Genomic DNA, 21757 nt, shown 5'->3' with positions numbered 1-21757 from the left:
TCAAAGGCCGAGTCTAGTCAGTTGATATTCGCCGCTCATTACCCGCTCCCACCAAGCGCGGTTCTCTAAGTACCATTGCACGGTTTTACGCAAACCGGTTTCAAACGTTTCCTGCGGCCGCCAGCCCAGTTCGCGCTGAATCTTGGAAGCGTCAATGGCGTAGCGCATATCGTGGCCAGGGCGATCCTGGACGTAAGTGATTAACTCCTCGTACCGGTCGACTCCCGCAGGTCTCTCCGGCGCGAGCTCTTCAAGAATTCCGCAGATAGCGGTCACCACGTCAATATTCTTTACTTCGTTGTGTCCGCCAATGTTGTAGGTCTCCCCTACCCGACCGTTTAACGCCACTTCGATCAGTGCACGCGCATGGTCTTCCACATACAACCAATCTCGAACTTGAGATCCATCGCCGTATACAGGGAGAAACTTGCCCGCCAGTGCATTGAGGATCATGTGAGGAATCAGTTTTTCGGGAAAATGGTAGGACCCGTAGTTATTGGAACAGTTGGTGAGCACCGTCGGCAAACCGTAAGTCCTGTCCCACGCCCGCACCAAATGGTCGGACGCCGCTTTGGAGGCGGAATAAGGCGAGCTGGGTGCGTAAGGCGTGTTCTCAGTAAACAAATCAGCCGTACCGTGCAAATCGCCATACACTTCGTCGGTTGAAATATGATGGAATCGGAAGCGTTTGCGTTGGTGCTCGTCCAGCTGGCCGTAACTCTCCCGCGCCGCCTGGAGAAGGTTGAAAGTGCCCATGACGTTGGTTTCAAGGAATTCACGCGGGCCTTCGATGGAACGGTCCACATGGGATTCGGCGGCCAGGTGCATAATGATATCCGGCTGGAAACGCAGCACCGCCGCTCGCGTTGCCTCAGCATCGCGCAGGTCAGTTTTTGAGAATTTAACCCGCGGGTGCTGATCGTAGCCGGGAATGGATTCCAGATTTCCCGCGTAGGTAAGCGCGTCCAAAACCAGAAGCTCGTGAACATTCTCAGCCATGAGCTGACGCACAACAGCAGAACCGATAAAGCCTGCTCCGCCGGTAATCAATAGTTTCATAGAGAACTCCAAACAAGCTGGATCCCCGCTTTCGCGGGGATGACGAAACTGACCGTACCGACCGGTCGTCCCGCCTTCGCGGGGATGACGAACCTGACGGTACCAACCTGTCGTCCCACTTTCGCGGGGATGACGGCATTGAGAAGAACTTACGTGACTGTACACCGAGCTCGGCAACAATACCCCGTCATCCCCGCGAAAGCGGGGATCCAGTCGGTTTGAACTTCTTCGCTTCCATCCAAGTCGCCCCGTATCGATCTTTTTCGGATAGGATCACCTGTGCAATACCATCGATAGGCCAATTAATAGCGAGGGTTGGGTCATTCCAAAGCAGGGTTTGTTCGGAATCGGGATGGTAGTAATCAGTGCACTTGTAGAGAAATTCAGCCTCGCCTGAAAGTACCAGAAACCCGTGAGCAAAACCGGCTGGCACCCACATTTGGCGGTAGTTCCCGGCACTCAAGTGTGTGCCGTACCACTGACCAAAGGTCGCGGAGTCTTCACGAAGGTCCACCGCCACGTCAAACACCTCGCCGAATGTCACCCGAACCAGTTTTCCCTGAGGCTGCTCTAACTGATAGTGCAGCCCCCGTAGAATACCTTGTTTGGATTTTGAGTGGTTATCCTGAACAAACCCAACATCGGCCACGTGCTCGCGAAACCACTGCTCCCGAAAGATTTCCATGAAAAACCCGCGCTCGTCTCCAAAGCGCTTTGGCTCCAATACTTTTACATCGGGTATCGACGTCTCAATAATTTTCATCGCTCGTCCACTGACCGCCGACTCAATTCGCCACAGGTGAGTTGCGGATCTTTCAAAATCTTAAACAGGTACTGGCCGTAGCCACTTTTCAGTAGGTCTGTGGCCAGTTTTTCCAACTGTTCATCGGTAATGAATCCCTGGCGATAGGCGGCCTCTTCCGGGCAAGAAATTTTAAGCCCTTGGCGTTTCTCAATGCTTTGCACATATTGCGCAGCGCTGAGCAGATTCTCGTGGGTTCCCGTATCCAACCAGGCATAACCCCGGCCCATGATCTCCACGGTAAGTTCACCCTTGCGCAGATAATGCATATTGATATCGGTGATTTCCAATTCGCCGCGTGCGGAAGGCTTCAGGTTCTTGGCGATATCGCATACCTGATTGTCATAATAATAAAGCCCGGTCACGGCGTAGTTGGATTTGGGCTGCGCTGGTTTTTCCTCTAAGCTAACCACCTGTCCCTTAGCATCAAACTCCGCCACGCCGTAGGCCTCCGGCGTATCCACATGGTAACCAAAGACCGTCGCACCCTGCTTGCGCTGATCAGCGCTGTGCAGCAAGCTCAGAAAACCGTGCCCGTAAAATATATTGTCGCCCAGGATCAATACACTGGGATGGCCGGCAAGAAACTCCTCGCCCAATATAAACGCTTGCGCGAGCCCGTCCGGGCTGGGTTGTGCCACGTACTGGAGATTGATCCCCCACTGACTACCATCCCCCAGCAGGCGCTGGAAAGACTCTAGGTCATGAGGCGTAGTGATAATCAGGATGTCCCGTATGCCCGCAAACATCAGAGTGGTTAACGGGTAGTAAATCATGGGCTTATCATAGATGGGCATCAGCTGCTTGCTGGCGCCTTTAGTAAGCGGGTACAAGCGGGTGCCGGAACCACCAGCGAGGATAATACCCTTGCGTTTTAACTCGCCCACGCGGTTTTCCCCCCCTGCTTGCTCAGAGCGTCCATAAATTGTTTGTACTCTCGGGCAACGCTTTTGGTGTCTCCTTCAGCTTTGATCTGACCATCTTCAAGCCAAATCGCCCGGCTGCAAACCTTATTTACCTGCTTGCCGCTGTGGCTGACGAATATTACGGTCTGATCGCTATTGATTTTCTCCATCATTGCTTTTTCGGCTTTGCGGTTAAAGTTTTGGTCGCCGACGCTCAGGGTTTCATCAATCAACAACAAATCCACTTCAGTTTTCATCGCCGTAGAAAAGCCAAGTCGGCTGCGCATTCCCGACGAGTACATTTTTACGGGGCGCTCAAAAAAGTCGCCCAACTCCGAAAACTCCTTAATATCTTCCAACGAGGCGCGAGCGCGCTCCCTGGAGTAGCCCTGAAGCATGGCGCTCAACATGGCGTTATCACGCCCGGTCAAATGAACATCAAAACCCAGCCCCAAAGTGAGCAAAATGCGAGTCATACCCTTATGCTCAATTAAGGTGCCACCCGTGGGGGCAATTACACCATTGAGAATACGAAGCAGCGAGCTTTTACCACAGCCATTGCGGCCAACAATACCCAGAGTTTCACCACGGCGGACATCAAAAGTCATGCCTTTGAGCACTGGATACGTCAAACGCTTAAAACCCCAAACTCGGCTCGAATATTCGAACTCAAGGTCTTTTGCCGATAATAGAATCTGTCCGTCACTCATGAGTTAATCACCCTGGACGCAATAGCCTGGCCTTTGTAATGGTAAATCACATGAAGTAGAACAATAGCCCCGAAGAACACCCCTGCAACGGCAAGCAAGTGACTTACGTCGTACATGGTGTTGTACATAATTACCTTACGGTAGGCATCAATTAGATACGCCAGAGGGTTCCAGGTTATTAGTAAGTCGCGCTTAATCGGGTCCGATATGCGGCTGAGGTCCCAGAATATCCCCGAGGTAAACATCAGAAACAACATACTCATGTTAATTAGTATGCGTACATCCCGAACATAGCTGACCAACAGCGCACCAAGCAACGTAACGGCCAAGATCACCAAATACTGTACGATGATCAGCGGAATTAGCCACAGCCAGTGCCATGTAGGCGCATAACCGAATATAACCGCAAGCCCGAGAAGCACTAGGAATACGAGCCATTGTTTATACAGAATCCCCTGCACCGTTTCATAAGGAAAAAAATGCTTTGGCACATTGGTTTGGTTAATCAGGCTCTTCCCGGAGACGATGCTGCCGGAACCGTTGGTCACGGATTTGCTGAACCACAAAAACGGCACCTTGCCGCATAAAATGAAAAACAGGTCGCGGCCGAAGGCCAACAATATTTCAAAAACGAAGAAGAAGGCGAGCGCCCATAGTATGGGTTCCAGCACCCACCAGAGATAGCTCAGGTAGAGTTTGGATGCCTCGGACTTTAGGCCCATGCGTGCTTTAATGTCCAAAAGGCTAATAAACTGAAGTGGCTTCATTGATCAAATTCTAATCATTTAGTGGAGGCAGATTCGCTGCGCGTTCAACCGTTGAACGGATGCTAGCGGTTTCTCCCGACGATGTAAACGACACAGGCAGACAAGTGGGCGAATATGGGCGTAGTCGCGAGGATCCTACGGCAACTCATTCCTTTTCCTGCTCAATTCTGTACTTCGCTCCTAGGGGGCCGTACTTTAACCTCTGGAAGCCATAAAGACGGGTGCGGCGCAACAAGTATGCTCCGTACGCCGCCATACCAGAAGCCTTCCGCAGCTCCCCCAAAAAAGACTCCCAGCGCGTAGCAGTCTCGAGACTCTGGGAGAGCCGCTCAAACTCCTCACGAGTAGGCTTCATAAGCATCTGCAGCCCTATGTCAGGCTCATCATTCCTATCATGCCCGCGAAAAAACTCCTTATGCTTTACCCGTCCGGGCATCGCCGCGCTCCCCACCCGGCTCTTGCGCACCAAAAATTCCTCCAGCGACTTAACCACGTAGTGGTTCACCCGCAGGCGATCCCAGCACAAATCACGACTAAATCCATGGAGTCCATTCTCATGTGGCACCAGCGTCCGCCCATCACTCATAGTGTAACTTCCTTGGCTGAGCCATACTTGGTGGGGGTTCAGAAAACGAACAACGCGATCGGGTCGCACCAAAGATTTGTACTGATGGTTGGTGGCAAAGGATTCGGGAGCGCGGTGGGTAAAGCGCTCCGGCACCATGGCGCGGCCTTTAAACACCGCTGAGGAGGATCCAAAGCAAGCCCAGCTCAACGCTACGGCACTAACATCATCGTCCGCAAACAGCTCCTCAATATCGGACGTAAGCGTAGTTTGCTTTTCTGTAGGCGCTAAATACTCGTCAGCATCGATAAATGCCAACACATCATACTTTCGTCCGTAACGATTCAGTATCTGTTGATAGGCATCCAGCTGGGGAGCTTGCCCCGCCAAAGTTCGAAAGCGCGTAGCCCGTACCAGACCCCGTCGGCGCAAAGCTTTCAGCAGTTCCCAGGTACCGTCGGAACTGTAATTGTCAACCAAGATAAAATCTTTAATCCCTACTGTACGATGGTACGCGATCCATTCTAACAAACTGGTCGCCTCGTTTTTCACGATGGCGGCTATGGCAATTTTCACACATTATTCCTACTTTAAACTTATAAATGGCAGTTCAACCGCCCAGAAGAGTGCTAGGCGGTCCCCGGCGAATGATGCTCTAACCGGGAGCTTTTCAGCTGCCGCAAAACTTTACGTAACCCCTGTGCCGACGCTTTATGACTGTAACAACGACGGGCCTTCTCCTGCCCTGCCCGTCCAAATGTTCGCCTGAGCGCTTTATGCTCCGCTAGTTTTTGCACATAGTTTGCTACTGCTTCCACGTCACCCAGTGGAGCCAGGCAACCAGTCACTTTATGCTCTACTAATTCGGGCAGCGCTCCCCATCGGTAAGCCACTACCGGCCTGGCCGCCGCCATGGCCTCCAAAACAGTACGCCCAAAAGACTCCTCAAAGTGGGACAGGTTCACCACCACATCTCCTTGCAGAAGAGCCTCTTCGGGTTTGCTGGCATAGCCAGCAAAAAGCAGATTCGGTGGCACCTCGCCAGCTTCCTGTTGCTGACGTAAAACAGCGACATGAGAGTTCTCAGGGCCTATCAGCCGGCATTGAATACCGGTAGGCTGAAGCCGCCACGCCAGAGCCACAAAATCCTCGAGCCCTTTTTTGGGGAGGTTACTACTGATCATCACAACGGTGAATGGCTCGCCCCGCTCTGTCGGCGTGGCTAAGCCGCGAAAACGTTCGATGCTAATCACATTGGGGACAACTTCCGCCTTGGGCAGTGCCAGGCTTTTCGCTGTAAAGCTGGAGTTGGACACCACTACGTCTGCGAGCTCACGAACGCGGTTGGCGATTGCTTCCGGGGTTGTATTTAACAGCTGGCACAATGCTTCGTCATGAGCGGGCAGCTCCCGCACAAAGATAGCCACGGGGATATCCAACCGGCGTGCCGCCAAAACCGGTTCGTGTAACACCAGGGTATTAGCCAATACCGCGTTCACGGTGTATTTCACCAACAAACGCTCAAAATTCTTTTGAGTAGCGCCTATAGCCGGGTTCCCCGCGCGCCACCAACCGTAAGGTAAAATTACCAGCTTCCAGGCCAATGCTTCGATCGCCTTTAGGTAAGGCTCATTGACTGCGCTTGGCAGGGTCACAATCAGATTTACACCAAGACCGTTCAAGCTTTTCAATACATCCAAAAGGCTGCGCTCGGCGCCGTACAATTCTCGGCCAGCCTGATGCCCACAGACCATCAACACGGGCGCCTCTTGGCGAAAAGGTTGCAGCCCCTCGAATTCCGGCAAGGGTAACAAACCCGCTTTGCGCCCTTCCCTTAAATAATGTTCAAGAGGGTCAACCGCCTCGGCGGCACTGGGCTCCAACCGGACATACCCAGAAGCGCTGAAGCTTGGGTTGGGGTCTCGCCGCTCATGACGGCCAAAACGGAGGTAATGGATTTCAGGATCAAGATTAGCCGAAGCAACGTCCTGATACATCTGTCGGTACCACCGGGAATCAAACCCCGCCGGCGGCCGCTGGCCACGCAGGCGCAGGCGCCAGTAGAGCTTTCTCAGCACTCGCGACAGGGACTCAGGCTCCCATGATTTGAAGAACGGAAGCCCAGCCATTCAATGACTCTCTAGGCCGCAGTCAAAATAGTCCAAAAGCTCTTCCTGCGGTTGGCACAGCTCGCCAGCCGTATTTTCCACTCGCTCTAGACCTTCCAAACATACGGTTTCTGACGGGCGGTAATGCCACAGCTCCTCGTCCACAAGCACGACTTTCCTGGCGGTCAAGGTCAGCCCCCAATGAGCAAAATGTAGCCCATGCTCCTGACAAAACTCAAATACGGCGTCCGCGATGGGGGCATCGAGCCAGCCCTCATAGTTCGGCCAGTGGAGCAGGCACACGTTGTCGTATTTCCTACAAGCATCCTCTAAATGATTCAATGTTGCGTTGAGCACACGGCCGTCTACCGCGAAGTTTGCAGCGATCACGCAGTCATACTGGTCCGCCCGGTCACGTGTGATCCCCAGCGGGACGGGAAAAGGCCGGGGCTCGGCAAGCACTGGCCGGCAGCCACTCTTTCTGTGCCACCAGCGGCACCCTTCCCGGTACAGGCGCCGCAAACCAAAATATACCGACTTCACATGGCCGGCCTTGCTCCGCGTCAAACTGGCCTCGTCCGACAGCGCGAACGCAAGGGGCAAATCGGGCAGAACAACCGTCATAGCCTTGTGGCCATAGTGATGCTCCAAACGCCATAGAAACTCACTATCGGCGGCTACATTGACCTTATCCCAATACCCGATAGCGTCAAGCACTGATCGGCGGATAACCCAAGAAGACAAGTTGGGCTCCATAAACTCCTCGCCGGGCAGCCAGGGCCCGACAAAGCGCATGTCCCTGGTGACCCTAACCCAGTTGCTACCCACTGCCACCAGGTCAGCGCTCTCCAGTAACGGTTGCATTTGCCGTTCAATCTTTTGCGGGTGTGACCAATCATCGCCGTCGTGGACAGTTACAAACTCGCCTGCAGCGACCCGCATACCATTGTTGCGGCTGGCGTAGGCGCCCTGGTTCTCGCTGTTTACGATTAGGCGCACCCTCGAATCATTGGTGGTATAACTTTGTGCGACCTCCGCGGTTTCATCCGTACTGCCATCGTCAACAACAATGATTTCAAGATTGGTCCAGGTTTGCGCCAGAAGGCTATCCAAAGCAATACACAAGGCTCTGCCTGCGTTATAGGCGGGCAACACAATGCTCACCAGGGGCATTTGGGTTGATTCATAAGGCGGGACCGGCTCAACGGCGGTCAAATTGCCCAAGCCCCAGTCTCGATTCGAGTCCCGCATGGTAACGCCCACCAAGCCGGCACTTGCAAACAGCTTGTTCAGAGCACTCATTCGTTCGGCATTCACACTACTTTCATACAGTGCGTTGGCTTGAATGTAGGGGAACGCTTTACCCAGCTTATCTACATAAGCGGACTCTCGCAGTAGCACCTGAATCGCAGGATAACCACCCAAGAGCGTGTAGCATTTTGACAGACCGATTAAATGACGTCGCTCCAAATCCCCTGGGGCATGGGCTATAGCCACTTGAAGCCATTGCAAGGCGCCTTCAAAATCGCCTTGAGCGTATTCCCACGCCGATAGATACCAAGCCGCTTGGTGGTCGTGAAGATCGTTGGCCCGCGCGCGCAATTGGGGAAGCGCTAAATGATGAAACCCACCCCAGAGTTTCTTGTTGAGGTCCGCATTGGGTGCCAGTCGGTTTAGTGGCTCAAGCGGCTTGGCGCCATGCGAGGGAAGCCTTCCTTCAGCGAGGCCGTGCTGAACGTAATGTACAAGAGGATTCAGGCCCACTGCGCGCACGTCAGGATAAACGGCAAGGTACCAATCGGAGTCAAAATTTGGGCCGGGGTCAAGCCCTTCAAATCCACCAGTGTGTAAATAGTGTTTTAGTGGCGCTCTTATACCCTGCGCCTCATCTTCCCTACCCTTCAACTGCTGGCAATAGAATTCGGCGTCAAATAACCCGCTGGCGAGCACCTGGCGGCCCTCAATATTGACCAAGGGTAATCGGCGGGTTTTACGGCCAAGCCAATGGTAGGCCTTATTGATGAATTCTGATTCGGTCAACAATTCCCTGCCCCCCTAAACAAAATCCCAAACCACAATCTTTGTGGGTGCGCGTATCACGGTGTTGCAGCCATAGCCTTGTACTTTCTGGTATGTGCCTTAACCTCTTTTTGAATCGATTCCCATGCGCTCGAAAGGTGCGTATAAATCGCCTTTTCCGTTTGATCCTCCGCAGCTTCAGCCCGATTGCGAAAGTACTCACTAAGCCTCAGTGCCCCAATACTGCCTCGATTGTAAGCCACTCCACTCCATGTTTTATACAACTCTGTAGGAATTTTTGAAGTACGCGCCAAGGTTTTGTAATCCGCTGTAGCGACAAGGTCCACAAAGCGCGCCATATCGGTGTCGAATTGGCCTCGCTTAACTTCGACACCTTCTTCCAACCGTTTTTCCGCCGCGTTGAAAAGCTCATCGTAATAATCAATCAAGCGCTTAGAAAGTGTGAACATGCGTTTATGCGTAGCACCGGGTGAAAAGGTAAATTCTCCAAACACCGGCCCCTGGGGCGTATCGTACAAATCAATACTCACGAACGGTGAATCTGTAATGGATGCTAACTTAAGCGCCCACCACATAAGCTCTGTCGCGTGAGGCGGAACTATTGGCAGTCCCGGCTGACAACTTTTGCCAGTAAGAAGATAGTCTACGCCCAAATGGAGAGGCTTAAATGAACCATCAAACAACGCTTGCTTTGGTGGTGTCGTATTCCTGTCCACTTGAAGTATCAAGCCGATCTGCCCACCGAATACATAAAATTTGTAATCGTAAGGAACGGCGCCGAATGCATGGGTAGGCTCAAGCAGCTCCTCAAGTATCCAGTTCGGGTCTTTGCTTCCGAAGGATTTAGCGACTCGAGCTTGATGCTCTTTTATGCTTTGCAGCGCATATTTCTGCAGGCTGAGGTGGTCAAAGTATCGGTTGATCCCCTTGCGTTCCAGCAGCATAACTCCGCGTGCCGACCATCCACGGCCATACTTTAAAACCGCACGTCGCTTCAAATGCCACGGCTTTAAATCCTCGATATTCTCCAGGATTCTGAGCTTCTTAGGCACCTTCAGTCCGAGCTTTTGGACTTCCTGGGCAGCAGAATGTTTGTTCGCCAATTTCTTTCTAAGCGGCGTTCCCCTTTTTTGAAACTCATTCCTGACAAAGGTCAAAAAAGACGAATCAGCATCAGGCCGATCAAACTCCACCTCACTCATGTGTTCAACCTCGCAGCCAAAATTTTAAAAATGGCTGCGACTTGCGTCAATTCCATTGTAAAAACCTCATTCTTAATCGATTCTATGGGAACAAATTCAACACAGCAACATACCACGTAGCACCACCAGAATATGGGCGCAAAAATCACTTTATAATTTCGTTATACTCGGTAAACTGCTTGCCTTTGATAAAGTCTTCATACAGGCGAGATTGGGCTTCAACATAGCATTTCCCCAATTCTGAATCCCACTCCGTATTAAACATAGAGGCCTGACCGGGCTGGCAAGTAAACTCGCCAAAACGAAAATCCGTATCCGAAACCAAGAAATCAATCCGAATATGCGGCCAGGGAATTTTCAAACTGATTTCGCTCGCAAGCTTTACTAACTTTTTATCAAACAGCGCTGTCATATCACCATCTGCACTGTACTTACCGGTGTTAACCATAGTTCCTTCAGCATCGAAAAATCTATACTTTTTGCCTCTCCAACGGTCCACTTGTAGCACTAAGGCAACTCGCCCATAGAACGTATAGAATTTAACATCCATGGTTTCGGTAGGATCTCCTTTCGAACCTACAATCATCTCCTCTTGCAGCCAAATGTCCTTACTGACACCCACCTTAGCCATATGATTGCGAATCGAATCCTTTAGCTCGCCAACGGACTCATAGGTCTTTCCTGAAAAACGGTTGATAAGCGTTCCGTCGGGCGCGGGTTGTATGGCGTAAACACAGTTACCACCGTCAGAGTGAAGCGGCTTTATCACTCTGGGAGACGTAAACTCCACTTTTTCCAAGGGTACTGGCAGAGTTGAATCCGGCGTACGCAATCCTACACGCTTCGCAAATAGAGCCCCCTTGGTCTTATTGCTTATAACGCGTGGCGGCAGTTCTTTGGATCGGTTAATAACACCTATCTGCGCAGCCCTTTGCAAGCGGTAAGAGTGCGATTGGCTCTTTTCAAAAAAGGCATTGGGAACGTGCGTAAGTTTGGGATAAAATTTAAAATTCCGAATTTCCTCAACCACCCCGCTTACCTCCGGGGGCAGAATCTTCGCCTTTCGAATCGCTCGAATCGGCTCACAAATAACTTGGTATTCCTCCTCAATCCTTTTAAAAGAAGAGCGCACTTGATTTATCTGGTCAACCAGCTTGTGACTCATTTTCGACCTCCTTTATCTGATAGCAATCAGCAACTCGAGTAGTGTGCTTAGCTTCCATCTCTCGGACTTTCGGCGACATCCAATAACTCACACAGCTAATCTTCACCAGCTTGAACGCCTCCTTTCGCAAAATATTCCATGAGCTCTGCCTGAGGCCCACACAGGTCTCCCTGAGTATTTACGACGGCATCAAGGTTCTCAATTCGCACGCCTTGAGTAGGCATATAATCGGTTGATGCGCCCCCCAGGATCACAACCTTGTCGGCACTGACAGTGAGGCCAGTATGAGCAAAGCTTAAACGGTGCCGAAGACACAGCTCGAACACTTCATCCGCAATAGGCGCTCCATGTCTGTAATCATAACCAGGCCAATGAAATAAGCATACACTCTTATATTTACTTAGAACGTCTGCCGCTTCTTTGAGTAATCGTTCGAGATCCTCGCCTTCTGCTGCCATGTCCCCAACCAGTACAGCATCGAATTCTGCCTCTGAGCCTCTCACTATTCCCAGCGGGATTGGAAAGGGTCGCTCTTTATCGTTCTCAAGGACCGGTCGGCCGTCTGTTTTTCTATGCCACCAGCTCGCCGCTTCCCGGTATATTCTTCGCAGTCCGTAGTGAATGGTCTTCACATGGGTTGCTTTGGTCCGGGTGAGTGACGCATCGTCTGCCAGCGCAAACGACAAGGGTGTAAATGGAAGGATGTGCACGATACGGTGATGCTCGAAGTGGTGCTCCAGACGCCACAAAAATTCAGTATCTCCCGCAACATTCACTTCATCCCAGTAGCCAATCTGCTCCAAAATAGCCCGGCGCAAAACGACAGACGAATGATTCTTCTCAACGTATGTGTCACTCAACAACCAAGGCCCGACAAAACGCATGTCCGCCGCTACCCTTACCCAACTGCTTATGGTGGCCACCTTGCTATCATCATTTAACAGAGGTTGCATTTGCCTCTCGAGTTTTTGCGGGTGAGACCAATCGTCGCTGTCGTGAACGGTCACAAAATCCCCACGCGCGGCTTTCATTCCGTTGTTTCGAGTGGGATAAGCCCCCATATTTCGACTGTTGGGCAAGTAGCGGACTCGTGGATCCTTTTTCTCGTAAGACTGAGCTACCTGAGCGGTATCGTCGGAACTTCCATCATCAACAACGATGATTTCAAGATTGGTCCAACTTTGGCCCAGAAGTCCGTCCAGGGCGATGTGAAGCGTGCCGCCAGCATTATACGCAGGCACAACTACGCTGATCAGCGGTGCATCGGGAGCATTGCCATGTATACTTTCAGGCGCCGCAATTCCTTGTAGATTAGATAGCGACAAAGGTAGTGAAGCGTCCTTCATGGCTACCCCCACGAGGCCCACCCGACTGAAGATGTCATTTAACGCAACACAGCAATCCAACGGCCGCCCTTGCCCATTCAGCAGATTGGCTCGAACATAAGGGTAAATATTGCCTAATCCCCGCGCAGACTCGGGCTCCGTAAGCAGGGCTTCCAATCCACTATAATCTTCCAAAAGTGTGTAGCATTTAGCCAACCCCACCAAAGCTTTTTTCGTCGCCCCTCGAGGCTCGTTCTCAATACTTTGCTGAACACGCTGCAATGCAGAGGGCAAATCACCATGAGCGTAACACCATGCAGCTAAACACCAAGCGGCCCGGCTGTTCTGACCTTGGTCCGCCAAGGCTTCCAACTCCGGCATTGCAACATGAGAAAAACCGCCCCACAATCGAGCGTTAAAGTCTGAGGTGTGTCTTGGCGTACCGCCAAAGATCGATTGTTGTGCACCGTGATAAGGTAAGCGGCCCTCATGCTGACCATACTGGAGGTAATGCACCAACGGGTTGAGCCCCGCGGTGCGAACATCAGAGTTAACCTCTAGATACCAGTCAGAGTCAAAGCGTTCGCATGGGTCTAGCCCTTCAAAAGCTCCCACGGATAGATAATGATTAAGCAAGTTTTTCTCGGCACGTTTGAGATCAGGGCGACCAAGAAGCTGGGAGCGGTAATACTCTTCATCAAACAAGCCACTGGACTTTACAGTCTCCGAGCCTGTCGGCCTACGCAGTAGGCTCTGGCGAAACCGTTGTAGCAGTCCAGCACCAGAGTGCGAAACGGCTTTATCTTGAGCAGCCAGCTTCACTCTAAGCTCGTTCAACAGCTTGGCCTGTTGCTCTAGCTCTTCCCTTTGGATTGCTATGACCTTGAGAGCTTCATCAAAGCTGGCGGGCAAATCATTTTGATTCATGAGTATATTAGGTCTTATGAGAATTAAAAATTTCCGGACTTAGCGGTTGGGCGTTGCTCAGAGCGGCCATTTGGCGCAGTATACTGCGAACGGGGAAGCAGGCCTATATCCCGCGCACTTGTTAACACATGGGCGGAACCGGTGGGCACCGAATTTTGCCGTATATTGCCGGCACTTAAGAGCCGACCCACGCCCCTTAAGTTAGCGATCATTTTCTTACATCCACAACTCTCAATAGATCACGTTGGACTTGAATTGGTTTTCATGGACGAAACTCGCCGGTAATTCCCTCGCGGTTTGAGGTCAGTATCTAATGCATAGGTCTCATCAATTATGGACATGAAAGTGGTAGTTGACAGCTGGAAATACCTCCTTACCCTGCAGCCAGGCTAGTGCGGATAGTGCTTTAACCAAAAATTTGGCCTCGATATTGCTCGGACCGACTTCTCTATGGGTATTAGCCTCAAAGTTTAGGCAGCCAATAAGCTCCCTAATATTTACTATATTCAACACCTCAGATATGCCTTCAGCTTGCGAACCAGCATCGATTTGATTCAAGTACTTTTCGACTCGCAACTTCACGTCTGGAAGCATCGCCCAGTGGTACTGAACACCGAGCTTTCGCATTCTCTCTGAAAATTTTGGATTCTCATACACTCTCGGAACCTTCCGATGGAGAAGGTTGGCCTGAGAATATTTGTATCTATTAACTGAAAGCGCCATCGCACCATTTTTGATAAAACAACGGTTACGATATGACTCATAATCAAAACCGGAGGGCAACAAACATTTGGACCAGACTTTTTCAGCCATCGGCTCCATTTGCAGCGAAGGGCTCAAACGCCCAATCACATCGAACGCTACTTTATTTGCTTTACGCTCCTCACGAGACACAAGGAGAGAGAGTTTGACAAAAAGCGAAGAGTTTAATGGGTGAAATGCCTGCCTCGTCTTCTCTGCGAGATGTGCCGACATACCAAAATGAACTTTATTTCTATTTAAAAGGTATAGCGCATGCAACTTATCATCAAAAGTCAAACCAAGCTTATCGAGGCTGACAAAAAAGTTGAGCATTTTGCTCCTCAAGCTAACAACAACATCCTGAGAAATGTAGCGATTGAGGCCTCCGACGGACAAAAACTCATCAACCAATCGTTCATTCGTCATTGGGATATAGTCATAAAACAGGCGAGTCAACTCGCCATAGTACCCAGTTATCTTCGTTTGCCCTATGATTTTCCCATCGCCAAAATCACCAAAATCGGCCAGCTTCGTTCCATAAAACCGATGCACTCCATTTTCGATGGAGTCTGCTGAACTGCTTCCCTCGGGTGATTTCGCATTAAAGAACTTACCTGGCGAGAGGTTATACTGCTCGACCAAATAGTCAGCAACAATTTTGTCTGCTCTCGAATCAGAACCTAAGCAGAAAACACTGATATCCTCAGGCTCTAGAGAAGATTGCAGTAAAATCGACAATACAAGGCGACTATCAACACCACCAGTCAAGTCCGTTAGAATTGTTCCTCCGAACGCGTCCAGACAAATATTGCGGGCCGCGTCACTTATAAATTCAATCGCCTCATCCAGATAATCTTCATACTTATCCCTCTTGTCAATTGAATAAAGTTCTTTGACAAATAGGTATTCATCGATATTCAATTGGCCACTGCGAAAAGATGCTTTCGGCGAACGATAAAGTGTTATTCCTTCAAACCCTGTAGCACACCCAAAGGTCGTTCCATACACCAGAGCCTCAACAGTACTTCGTGTAGACCGTTTAACACTGAACCCGGAAAGGTGAAGCACCTTAACCATCAAATCCAGAGAGTTGCTTATTAGATAGTCGTCGCCAGAGGTCCAAATAAATACCGTATATTGAGCCAAACGGTCGAGCGAGAGCTCCCACTCTTCCTCAGACCAAGCCAGAAGTGAAAATACGCCCAAACTGAAATCCGTGTTTCGTTTTTGATAATGCGCGTATACATCCGAATCACTCGCCTGATCAAAGTTCCAATGGGAAAGAAATGAATCCTTTGTTAATCGCGCACCACTGAACAACAAATTCAATGAATTAAAGGTCTTAAACGGCTCACTCGAACCAACCACAAATTGGCGTCCGAACGACAGTTGAGGTCGAGATGCGAGCCCAGCGCCAGATTCAAATTTTGACTTAAAGGAACCACTACCTATAAAAAAATCCATACTGCTTCCTATTTAACCACTACAGCAGTAAGCAGTATGGCTCAGTTACTGTGAATACTACATTTTCTTCGCTATACGACTTCCAATCGTAAAACTCCGTCCACTGAGTGACAAAAACAAATTCCAGCCCAAATTTTTGAGATACAACATGATCGTATCGGCTATCCCCAACAAACAAAGTGGCAGGACTCTGTTCCCGCTCAGTCAGCTCTCGGGCGAGGATATCATCCTTGGCGTCAGGGCTGCCGAAGATGCCTCCATCGAACAGCGTATCCAGTCCGCGCTCCGCAAACACTTCTCTTAGCTCGCCTTGGTCGCCGCCAGAAGCGACTAGCCAACGCGCCTGACCTGAAGCCTGCCGCAGATCATCTAACCCGGGAGTCACGTCACACTCCAACAAGCCCGCTCTCACTTTCTGGGCATAGCTAATTAGCAGCTCTTTCAACGCTGGCCCTTTCGCACCTTCTGGAACAATATCATCCAAAAAATGTTTAAACTTTACATAGCGCGAAATTCCGCCGTTCTCCACATGAAAGCGAACAAGCGCGTTGGCCAGCTCCTCCCCGTATGGCAAAGCTGCCTGGAAAAACGCATCTGTCTTGACCTTGTTAGAATTAAGAATAACCCCGTCACAATCGAATACTATTGTTTGATAGCGGTCAATCATAGTTCGACTAGCCCCGTTTGAGCGATCGACTCTGCTAGAACAAAGTCGGGCTCCCAATCAATGTCATGGGCAACTATCGATTCCAGAGAAAACAAAAATGGCTTTTGCCCAATCCGATCTGCGTAGCGCCGGTAATTTTCGGCGCTATTTATGAATGCCGCGCTATTTACCTCATGGACGGCGGGCAAAGTCTGGGTTCTGGGCCATTTTTCGACTGCCCTGTCATAGTTGATCGGGCCTCCGTCGTTCCACAGAAAGGATCGAATGAGCGTGGAAGACATCAGGGAGTCGTAACCATGATCAAGCTGCTCAAAGTAGCATTTGATCATCTGGTCATAGCACGTCGCATTAACAAACGGAGACGTTACGTGAGTCCAAAGAATGTGGCCCTCCGGAATCAAGTCAACCACATGGGCCATCAGCTCGTCGGTACTGGTTGCACTCGTGCACAAAGAGTCCGCTCTATGATGAATCGTTAGTTTCTCACTGCCCAAAGTACGTGCGTATTCAAGTATGTCCTCATCGTTGGTCGACAAGATCACTTCATCGATTCGTTCTGCCTGAATCAACTGACGCAACTTCAACTCCAGCAACCCATGAGGGTACCCGGCGAATGGCTTAATGTTTTTACGCGGAACCCGTTCGCTACCTTTGCGGCAAGGCAAAAATACTTTCATTCCCATACCGTTCACCCAGCCAGTCCGTAAACGCTTTTCGCGGGCAAATCATATCGGGTCTCGGTAATAGATAGCAGATCTTTTGCTTCAGCTTGGTCCTGATACAACCCCAAAATTGTATTCATTTCCGCATTACGGGGGTCGTCCGCTGAATAACCGTCGAATCCAGCCATCAGGATCCGCGTCGCGTTACCGGATGTGAGTACCGCCAACGCGTAGCAAACAACCAGAGAAGACGGCAATACGCACGAGTATTCGTTGAAGCTAAAACAACCTTCTTCAACCGCCAGCCCATAATCCAAGAGCTTCTTATCTCCAAGAGCACACCTCACGTCTTCCCGAAGCATGGAGGCGGGCGTAATCAGTGGCTGAGGTAACTCAGCATAATGGTCGCAGTCCGCCAGCAAGCGGACCGGGTGACAAGCAATTCGAACATCAATCAAGCTCTGAGAAACGGCTGATTGGGTGTTCATAGCCACCACAATTGGCTTGGCATGCTTAATATAGGCTTCCAGCGCTTTGCGGTGTTCCGCTACGCCGGGTCCAGTGCCCAGAAGCAGCACCTCGCGGCCAGCAAACAAGTCGGCTGGGCGCCAACTGCCGCGGGGCTGCCCCACATAAAAGTTTCGGGTTGCATCAAGAGTATTGAAGCTGAACTTCTTACCGCCCTCGGTCTTAAGGTGTTCGATGGTAGCTAGAACGTCTTCTTCACTGTAGCGGGAATCGCCCAGCATCTCTTGAATGTAAGTCGGATGAATCCCGTACTTACCCGATAGGTAATAATAAGGATTGGAACCCCAACCGCACTGGGCTTTCAACGGCTGAAAAAACTGGCGGATCAGAGTCATTAACGGAACGAGGTTCATCGCCGAGTTGCGGATCTCCGCCGCCTCAATAACCAGCTCCTCTGTTCGCGCATTACCTGGACCGCGCCCCATACCGGTCACAGTGGCATCTAGCCACTCAACCCCTTCGTTATAGGCAGTCAACGTATTCTGAAGTGCCAGCCCTTTGTTGTCATGGGTATGAACCCCCATCGGACCGGACCAGTGCACCCGAAAAGCGTTCAAGATGTTTAAGGTATCCGCTGGCGTCATACTGCCCATGCTGTCCGCAAAATAGAGTACGTCGAGCGGGTATTGGCTTGCCTCCTGAGCTAGCGCCTCAATCTCCTGACGGCTACGGTCAGCCACCTGCATCAAATTAAAGCCAACAGCAAAGCCTCGGTCTTTCAACCACTTCGAGGCGGGTAACGCCTCCTTGAATTCGTGAACGTGACAGGCAATGCGCACTACATCCACTTTGGATTCTGATGCGGGAAAAGGAAACAATGCCGCCAACGTTTTATTCTGGGTACCTTCACCCACCAACTCGGTTGCATTGACCATCACTGCTACAGAGAGCCCCGCCGGGATGTCTAGAGAATCCAGGTAAGCCTCAGTGGTAAATGCGTTTGGGCCCTTAAACCCCTTGTTGATCAAGGATCTTAAGCCCAGCTCTACTACATCCACTCTAGCGGCTTGCATGGCTTTGAGATAATCGTTGGCCAGCTCCGTCGTGAAATTCCAGTTATTGTAATAACCACCATCGCGAAGCGTGCAATCCAGCACTTTCATATGCATACCCAGATAAAAGTTTTAAAAAATACCACCTATGCTTGAAGCATTAATGCGTCAAACCGGTCGACAAATCGATTGTATTTCTTCCCACAGACATTGTTAACGTATGTCTTCCATCGCTCATCCAAGGCATTCCCCACACCTATATTCTTACTTGACTCCATGGGATCGAACTTTCCTTGACTTTGATTCGGTGTGATATTCAGCAGGCGGCAAATCGCATTGCGGGTTTCTACTGAACTCACCACACTTTCAAAGGAAACAATCACCACTTTTTGTTTATTGGCTTCACTTAGCTGACCATACTCTTTTGTGAACCGGTCAATCTTTTTACAAAACTGATTGGCAAACTTTCTAATGGTCGGCTCATCGACCGTTTTGTGATAGAAATTACACCACTCGTAAGCCACATCTACCGGATTTCGAATGATCGAAATGTGACATGCGCAATCAACCGCATCCAACAAGGCCACAGCATAGCCAGCAGGATCATTGCGAGATAACGCATACGTCACATCGTTTTCTGATTTTGACCTAACGAGCGCGCTCAGACGCTCATAAAATGGAGCCACAGCACTTTGAAGGAATTCCCTACGCGAAACTCCCGTGTTCAGCGACTCCTCAAACTGTGATACAAGCTCGGCCACTAACAGTCGGTAACCGTCGCCGAACAAACTGACTACTCGGGCATTGCGTTTGAAATCATTGATGTCTGGAGGGGCGAATGCTTTGTGCTCTTCTTTGATAATCCCCAACAGTGCATCTGAGTAAAATTCCACTCGGACCTTAGTGCCCCCTTTATCCAGGGCTTTTAGCATCCCTGCGACGCACCAATTACCCCGCAGAATGGAGGTTTCACCAAAGTCCCGAGCTATCGGCGCGAAATGACCCGTATCTATCAGAAAATCCAGCAAAGCCGTATTGCCCGTGTGCCCGAAGCCGCCTACATTTACAATCATAAAACTTCCAAGTTTCCAGTCTGCATAAAGTCTCTACGCCTATTCCCCAATATCCCGCCTTCTAAAAAGCTCAAGTTGTTCGCTATTAAGCGATCTACGGAAGGCTTCGCGCGTTTCCTCTTTGTCGGCGGCATACCGATAAAGCTCGTCCCAATGCGCCCGGTACACCCTCTGTTGGATCGGTTCATCCAATGACTTAATCAACCATTCAAATTCAGTCAAAAATTTCTGTTTTATGGCTAAAAACTTATCACCATACACTTTGTTGTTAACATCAGAGGGCTCTGGGTTTAAGCGAACCAGACATTGGTCTACCGTCTCGAAGCCCGAGATGCAGAGGTAGCGCAGGTTAAATTCTAGGTCCTGATGACGCTGATAGCTCTCGTCAAAGCCGTTAATCATATCGATATAACTACGCCGATAGGTCGCGGTATTGGTATGTAGATAATGTTTTTTGTATTCCAGCGTGAATATGTATTCTGACAAATCTCCCGCGAGGTAACGCTGCGGGCTGTTCTCCCGAGAATTCCAGCCCAAAAACCCACAATAAACGGCACCGATATTCGCGTTCACCGCTTCCAGACGAGCTACGGACTCACTCAGCCGGCCTGGTAGATACTCATCGTCGTCATCCAGGAATGTTATGTATTCCCCCTTCGCATGCATCAGCCCGGTATTTCGGGCAGCGGCTCCGTTGCGGTTTACACTGTGCTCAAGATACCGTATCGAGACCTCAGGGTACGTGGCCCTCACCTTGTTCACAACTGTCAGGGTTTCTTGATTAAAATGGCTTTCAGCACCATTGTCGGATACAACAATAATCTCTTTATTTGGGTATTCCTGTGAGGCAACCGAGGATAAGGCTCTAAACAGGTTACCCGGGCGCTTGTAAGAAGGAATGATTGTGCTTATGCGGCCACGCTCAGCCCGAAGCTGCCTAGGTTCAAGATTTCTAAGTTTGGGGCTTCCCTCCGACCTCAGTCCCAGGCAATGCTCCAAATGTGCGATAACATCTGAACTCTCTAAAAACCCCCCGAATGTTACCTGGGCATAAAAGTCGTATACTGGCATTGCGCCATGGCGCTCAGGATCGTAGGCCACGGTCGCATCATCAAGGTTTGCATGCGATTCATTGTGGAGGGGGCGAAGGCCATCGGTGGATAAACCATAGAGCGCCAGCGTGACCGGCAATTCCGTTCGTTTTACCGCTTGATATAAGGCCATACCCTGGGCAGCGCTGCGAACGATTACAGCCAAACTGACTTTAAACGACGGAAACTCGAAGTTTTTGACGTTCCACTTCATCCGCTCCCCATGCTGAAACTGGCAACGCTCACCGCGTATCGAACTGGTGCCCACATCTGGCATAATGAGGTTTGGATACGCCACAAAGCACTTGCCAAAGTACTTCTCGTAGATCTCACCCATAGTGATATGGTCAAACGGCGATTCAAAACTGCTTTCCGCCTCAATCACCTCATCAAACACATGATGGTCGATGGCAATGGCAAAAGAGCCGCAAGTTGCAAGCCGCCGCGGGAAGTAATAACCATTGGCCTGTGCGCCCTCGACATCCACCTTGCCCCACCCATACTGGGACGCCCCCAATTGCAGTACCTTCCAGTCAGGGTCAACAGACGCAATAAAACGAGAGAAGGCCTGATCGAAATCTTTGGCGAGAATAATATCGTCTTCTAGAATCAGAATGCGTTTGTACTGGCGCCGTTTTGCATCCTCGAGGATAGAGATGTACGTGTAGATATAGCCAACTGCCCCAGCTGACTCGATGTAGTGCTTGCCACGGCGCACTTCCTTGGAGTTAAACTCTGGAAATCGCGTCAGGGAACCGAGCGGTTTGGCCGAATAGGTTTTCCAGCGTTCTAGGGGCTCGCCCTGATAGCCGTTTACTGCCTCGAACAACTCAAATGGAATGCCATGCTCTTGCAGATGCTTTACAACCTTATAGCGGTTCTCAGCCTCATGCTTCAAATTCACGACGTAGACGTGGTCAAAGCAATCGGCTACCCGATTCGTCATATTACTCAATGCCTTCTC

General features: G+C 50.5%; 17 protein-coding genes. All 17 read right to left on the bottom strand.

Annotation, left to right across the window (positions count from 1 at the left end):
- The 17 genes from rfbB to RBH33_RS16560 all read right to left on the bottom strand — a co-directional run bounded on the left by rfbB (window position 1) and on the right by RBH33_RS16560 (window position 21739).
- On the bottom strand, window positions 1-1059 hold the full coding sequence (rfbB, locus tag RBH33_RS16640; protein WP_306733348.1) for a dTDP-glucose 4,6-dehydratase: 1059 nt from the start codon (window positions 1057-1059) through the stop codon (window positions 1-3).
- Window positions 1060-1246: 187 nt separating this feature from the next.
- Entirely contained in the window at window positions 1247-1822 is a 576-nt protein-coding gene (gene rfbC, locus RBH33_RS16635; RefSeq protein WP_306733347.1) for a dTDP-4-dehydrorhamnose 3,5-epimerase, read from the bottom strand.
- Window positions 1819-2748, bottom strand: a complete 930-nt coding sequence (rfbA, locus tag RBH33_RS16630) for a glucose-1-phosphate thymidylyltransferase RfbA (RefSeq protein ID WP_306733346.1) — start codon at window positions 2746-2748, stop codon at window positions 1819-1821. The genes rfbC and rfbA overlap by 4 nt, the downstream gene beginning before the upstream one ends.
- A complete protein-coding gene (locus RBH33_RS16625; protein WP_306733345.1) occupies window positions 2736-3476 on the bottom strand; it encodes an ABC transporter ATP-binding protein in 741 nt (246 codons plus the stop codon). Before RBH33_RS16625 ends, rfbA begins: the two co-directional genes overlap by 13 nt.
- Window positions 3473-4243, bottom strand: a complete 771-nt coding sequence (locus RBH33_RS16620; RefSeq protein WP_306733344.1) for an ABC transporter permease — start codon at window positions 4241-4243, stop codon at window positions 3473-3475. The genes RBH33_RS16625 and RBH33_RS16620 overlap by 4 nt, the downstream gene beginning before the upstream one ends.
- A 145-nt stretch (window positions 4244-4388) precedes the next feature.
- On the bottom strand, window positions 4389-5384 hold the full coding sequence (locus RBH33_RS16615; protein WP_306733343.1) for a glycosyltransferase family 2 protein: 996 nt from the start codon (window positions 5382-5384) through the stop codon (window positions 4389-4391).
- Window positions 5385-5437: 53 nt separating this feature from the next.
- A complete protein-coding gene (locus RBH33_RS16610; protein ID WP_306733342.1) occupies window positions 5438-6937 on the bottom strand; it encodes a glycosyltransferase family 4 protein in 1500 nt (499 codons plus the stop codon).
- A complete protein-coding gene (locus RBH33_RS16605; RefSeq protein WP_306733341.1) occupies window positions 6938-8959 on the bottom strand; it encodes a glycosyltransferase family A protein in 2022 nt (673 codons plus the stop codon).
- 53 nt (window positions 8960-9012) lie between these two features.
- Window positions 9013-10158, bottom strand: a complete 1146-nt coding sequence (locus RBH33_RS16600; protein WP_306733340.1) for an ATP-grasp fold amidoligase family protein — start codon at window positions 10156-10158, stop codon at window positions 9013-9015.
- Window positions 10159-10303: 145 nt separating this feature from the next.
- The gene (locus RBH33_RS16595) at window positions 10304-11323 is read right to left on the bottom strand and encodes an ATP-grasp fold amidoligase family protein (protein ID WP_306733339.1); all 1020 of its coding nucleotides are present in this window, start codon (window positions 11321-11323) and stop codon (window positions 10304-10306) included.
- A 95-nt stretch (window positions 11324-11418) separates the two neighbouring features.
- Entirely contained in the window at window positions 11419-13575 is a 2157-nt protein-coding gene (locus tag RBH33_RS16590) for a glycosyltransferase family 2 protein (protein ID WP_306733338.1), read from the bottom strand.
- Between the two features lie 327 nt (window positions 13576-13902).
- Window positions 13903-15780 carry a hypothetical protein gene (locus RBH33_RS16585; protein ID WP_306733337.1) on the bottom strand — a complete coding sequence of 626 codons (1878 nt, stop codon included), beginning with the start codon at window positions 15778-15780 and terminating at the stop codon, window positions 13903-13905.
- Between the two features lie 19 nt (window positions 15781-15799).
- The gene (locus RBH33_RS16580) at window positions 15800-16447 is read right to left on the bottom strand and encodes an HAD family hydrolase (protein WP_306733336.1); all 648 of its coding nucleotides are present in this window, start codon (window positions 16445-16447) and stop codon (window positions 15800-15802) included.
- The gene (locus RBH33_RS16575) at window positions 16444-17124 is read right to left on the bottom strand and encodes an acylneuraminate cytidylyltransferase family protein (protein WP_306733335.1); all 681 of its coding nucleotides are present in this window, start codon (window positions 17122-17124) and stop codon (window positions 16444-16446) included. Before RBH33_RS16575 ends, RBH33_RS16580 begins: the two co-directional genes overlap by 4 nt.
- An 11-nt stretch (window positions 17125-17135) precedes the next feature.
- A complete protein-coding gene (locus RBH33_RS16570; protein WP_306733334.1) occupies window positions 17136-18740 on the bottom strand; it encodes an aldolase catalytic domain-containing protein in 1605 nt (534 codons plus the stop codon).
- A 35-nt stretch (window positions 18741-18775) separates the two neighbouring features.
- Window positions 18776-19702 (bottom strand): hypothetical protein, encoded by a 927-nt coding sequence (locus RBH33_RS16565; protein ID WP_306733333.1) that lies wholly within the window; start codon window positions 19700-19702, stop codon window positions 18776-18778.
- 39 nt (window positions 19703-19741) lie between these two features.
- Window positions 19742-21739: a glycosyltransferase gene (locus RBH33_RS16560; RefSeq protein ID WP_306733332.1), complete on the bottom strand. Its 1998-nt coding sequence runs from the start codon at window positions 21737-21739 to the stop codon at window positions 19742-19744.
- Between the last annotated feature and the right edge of the window lie 18 nt (window positions 21740-21757).

The organism is Marinimicrobium hydrolyticum (assembly GCF_030848505.1).
GTDB lineage: Bacteria > Pseudomonadota > Gammaproteobacteria > Pseudomonadales > Cellvibrionaceae > JAVDDU01.
The sequence above is the reverse complement of the archived record's forward strand: the minus strand, read 5'-3'. Positions and strand labels throughout refer to the sequence as shown.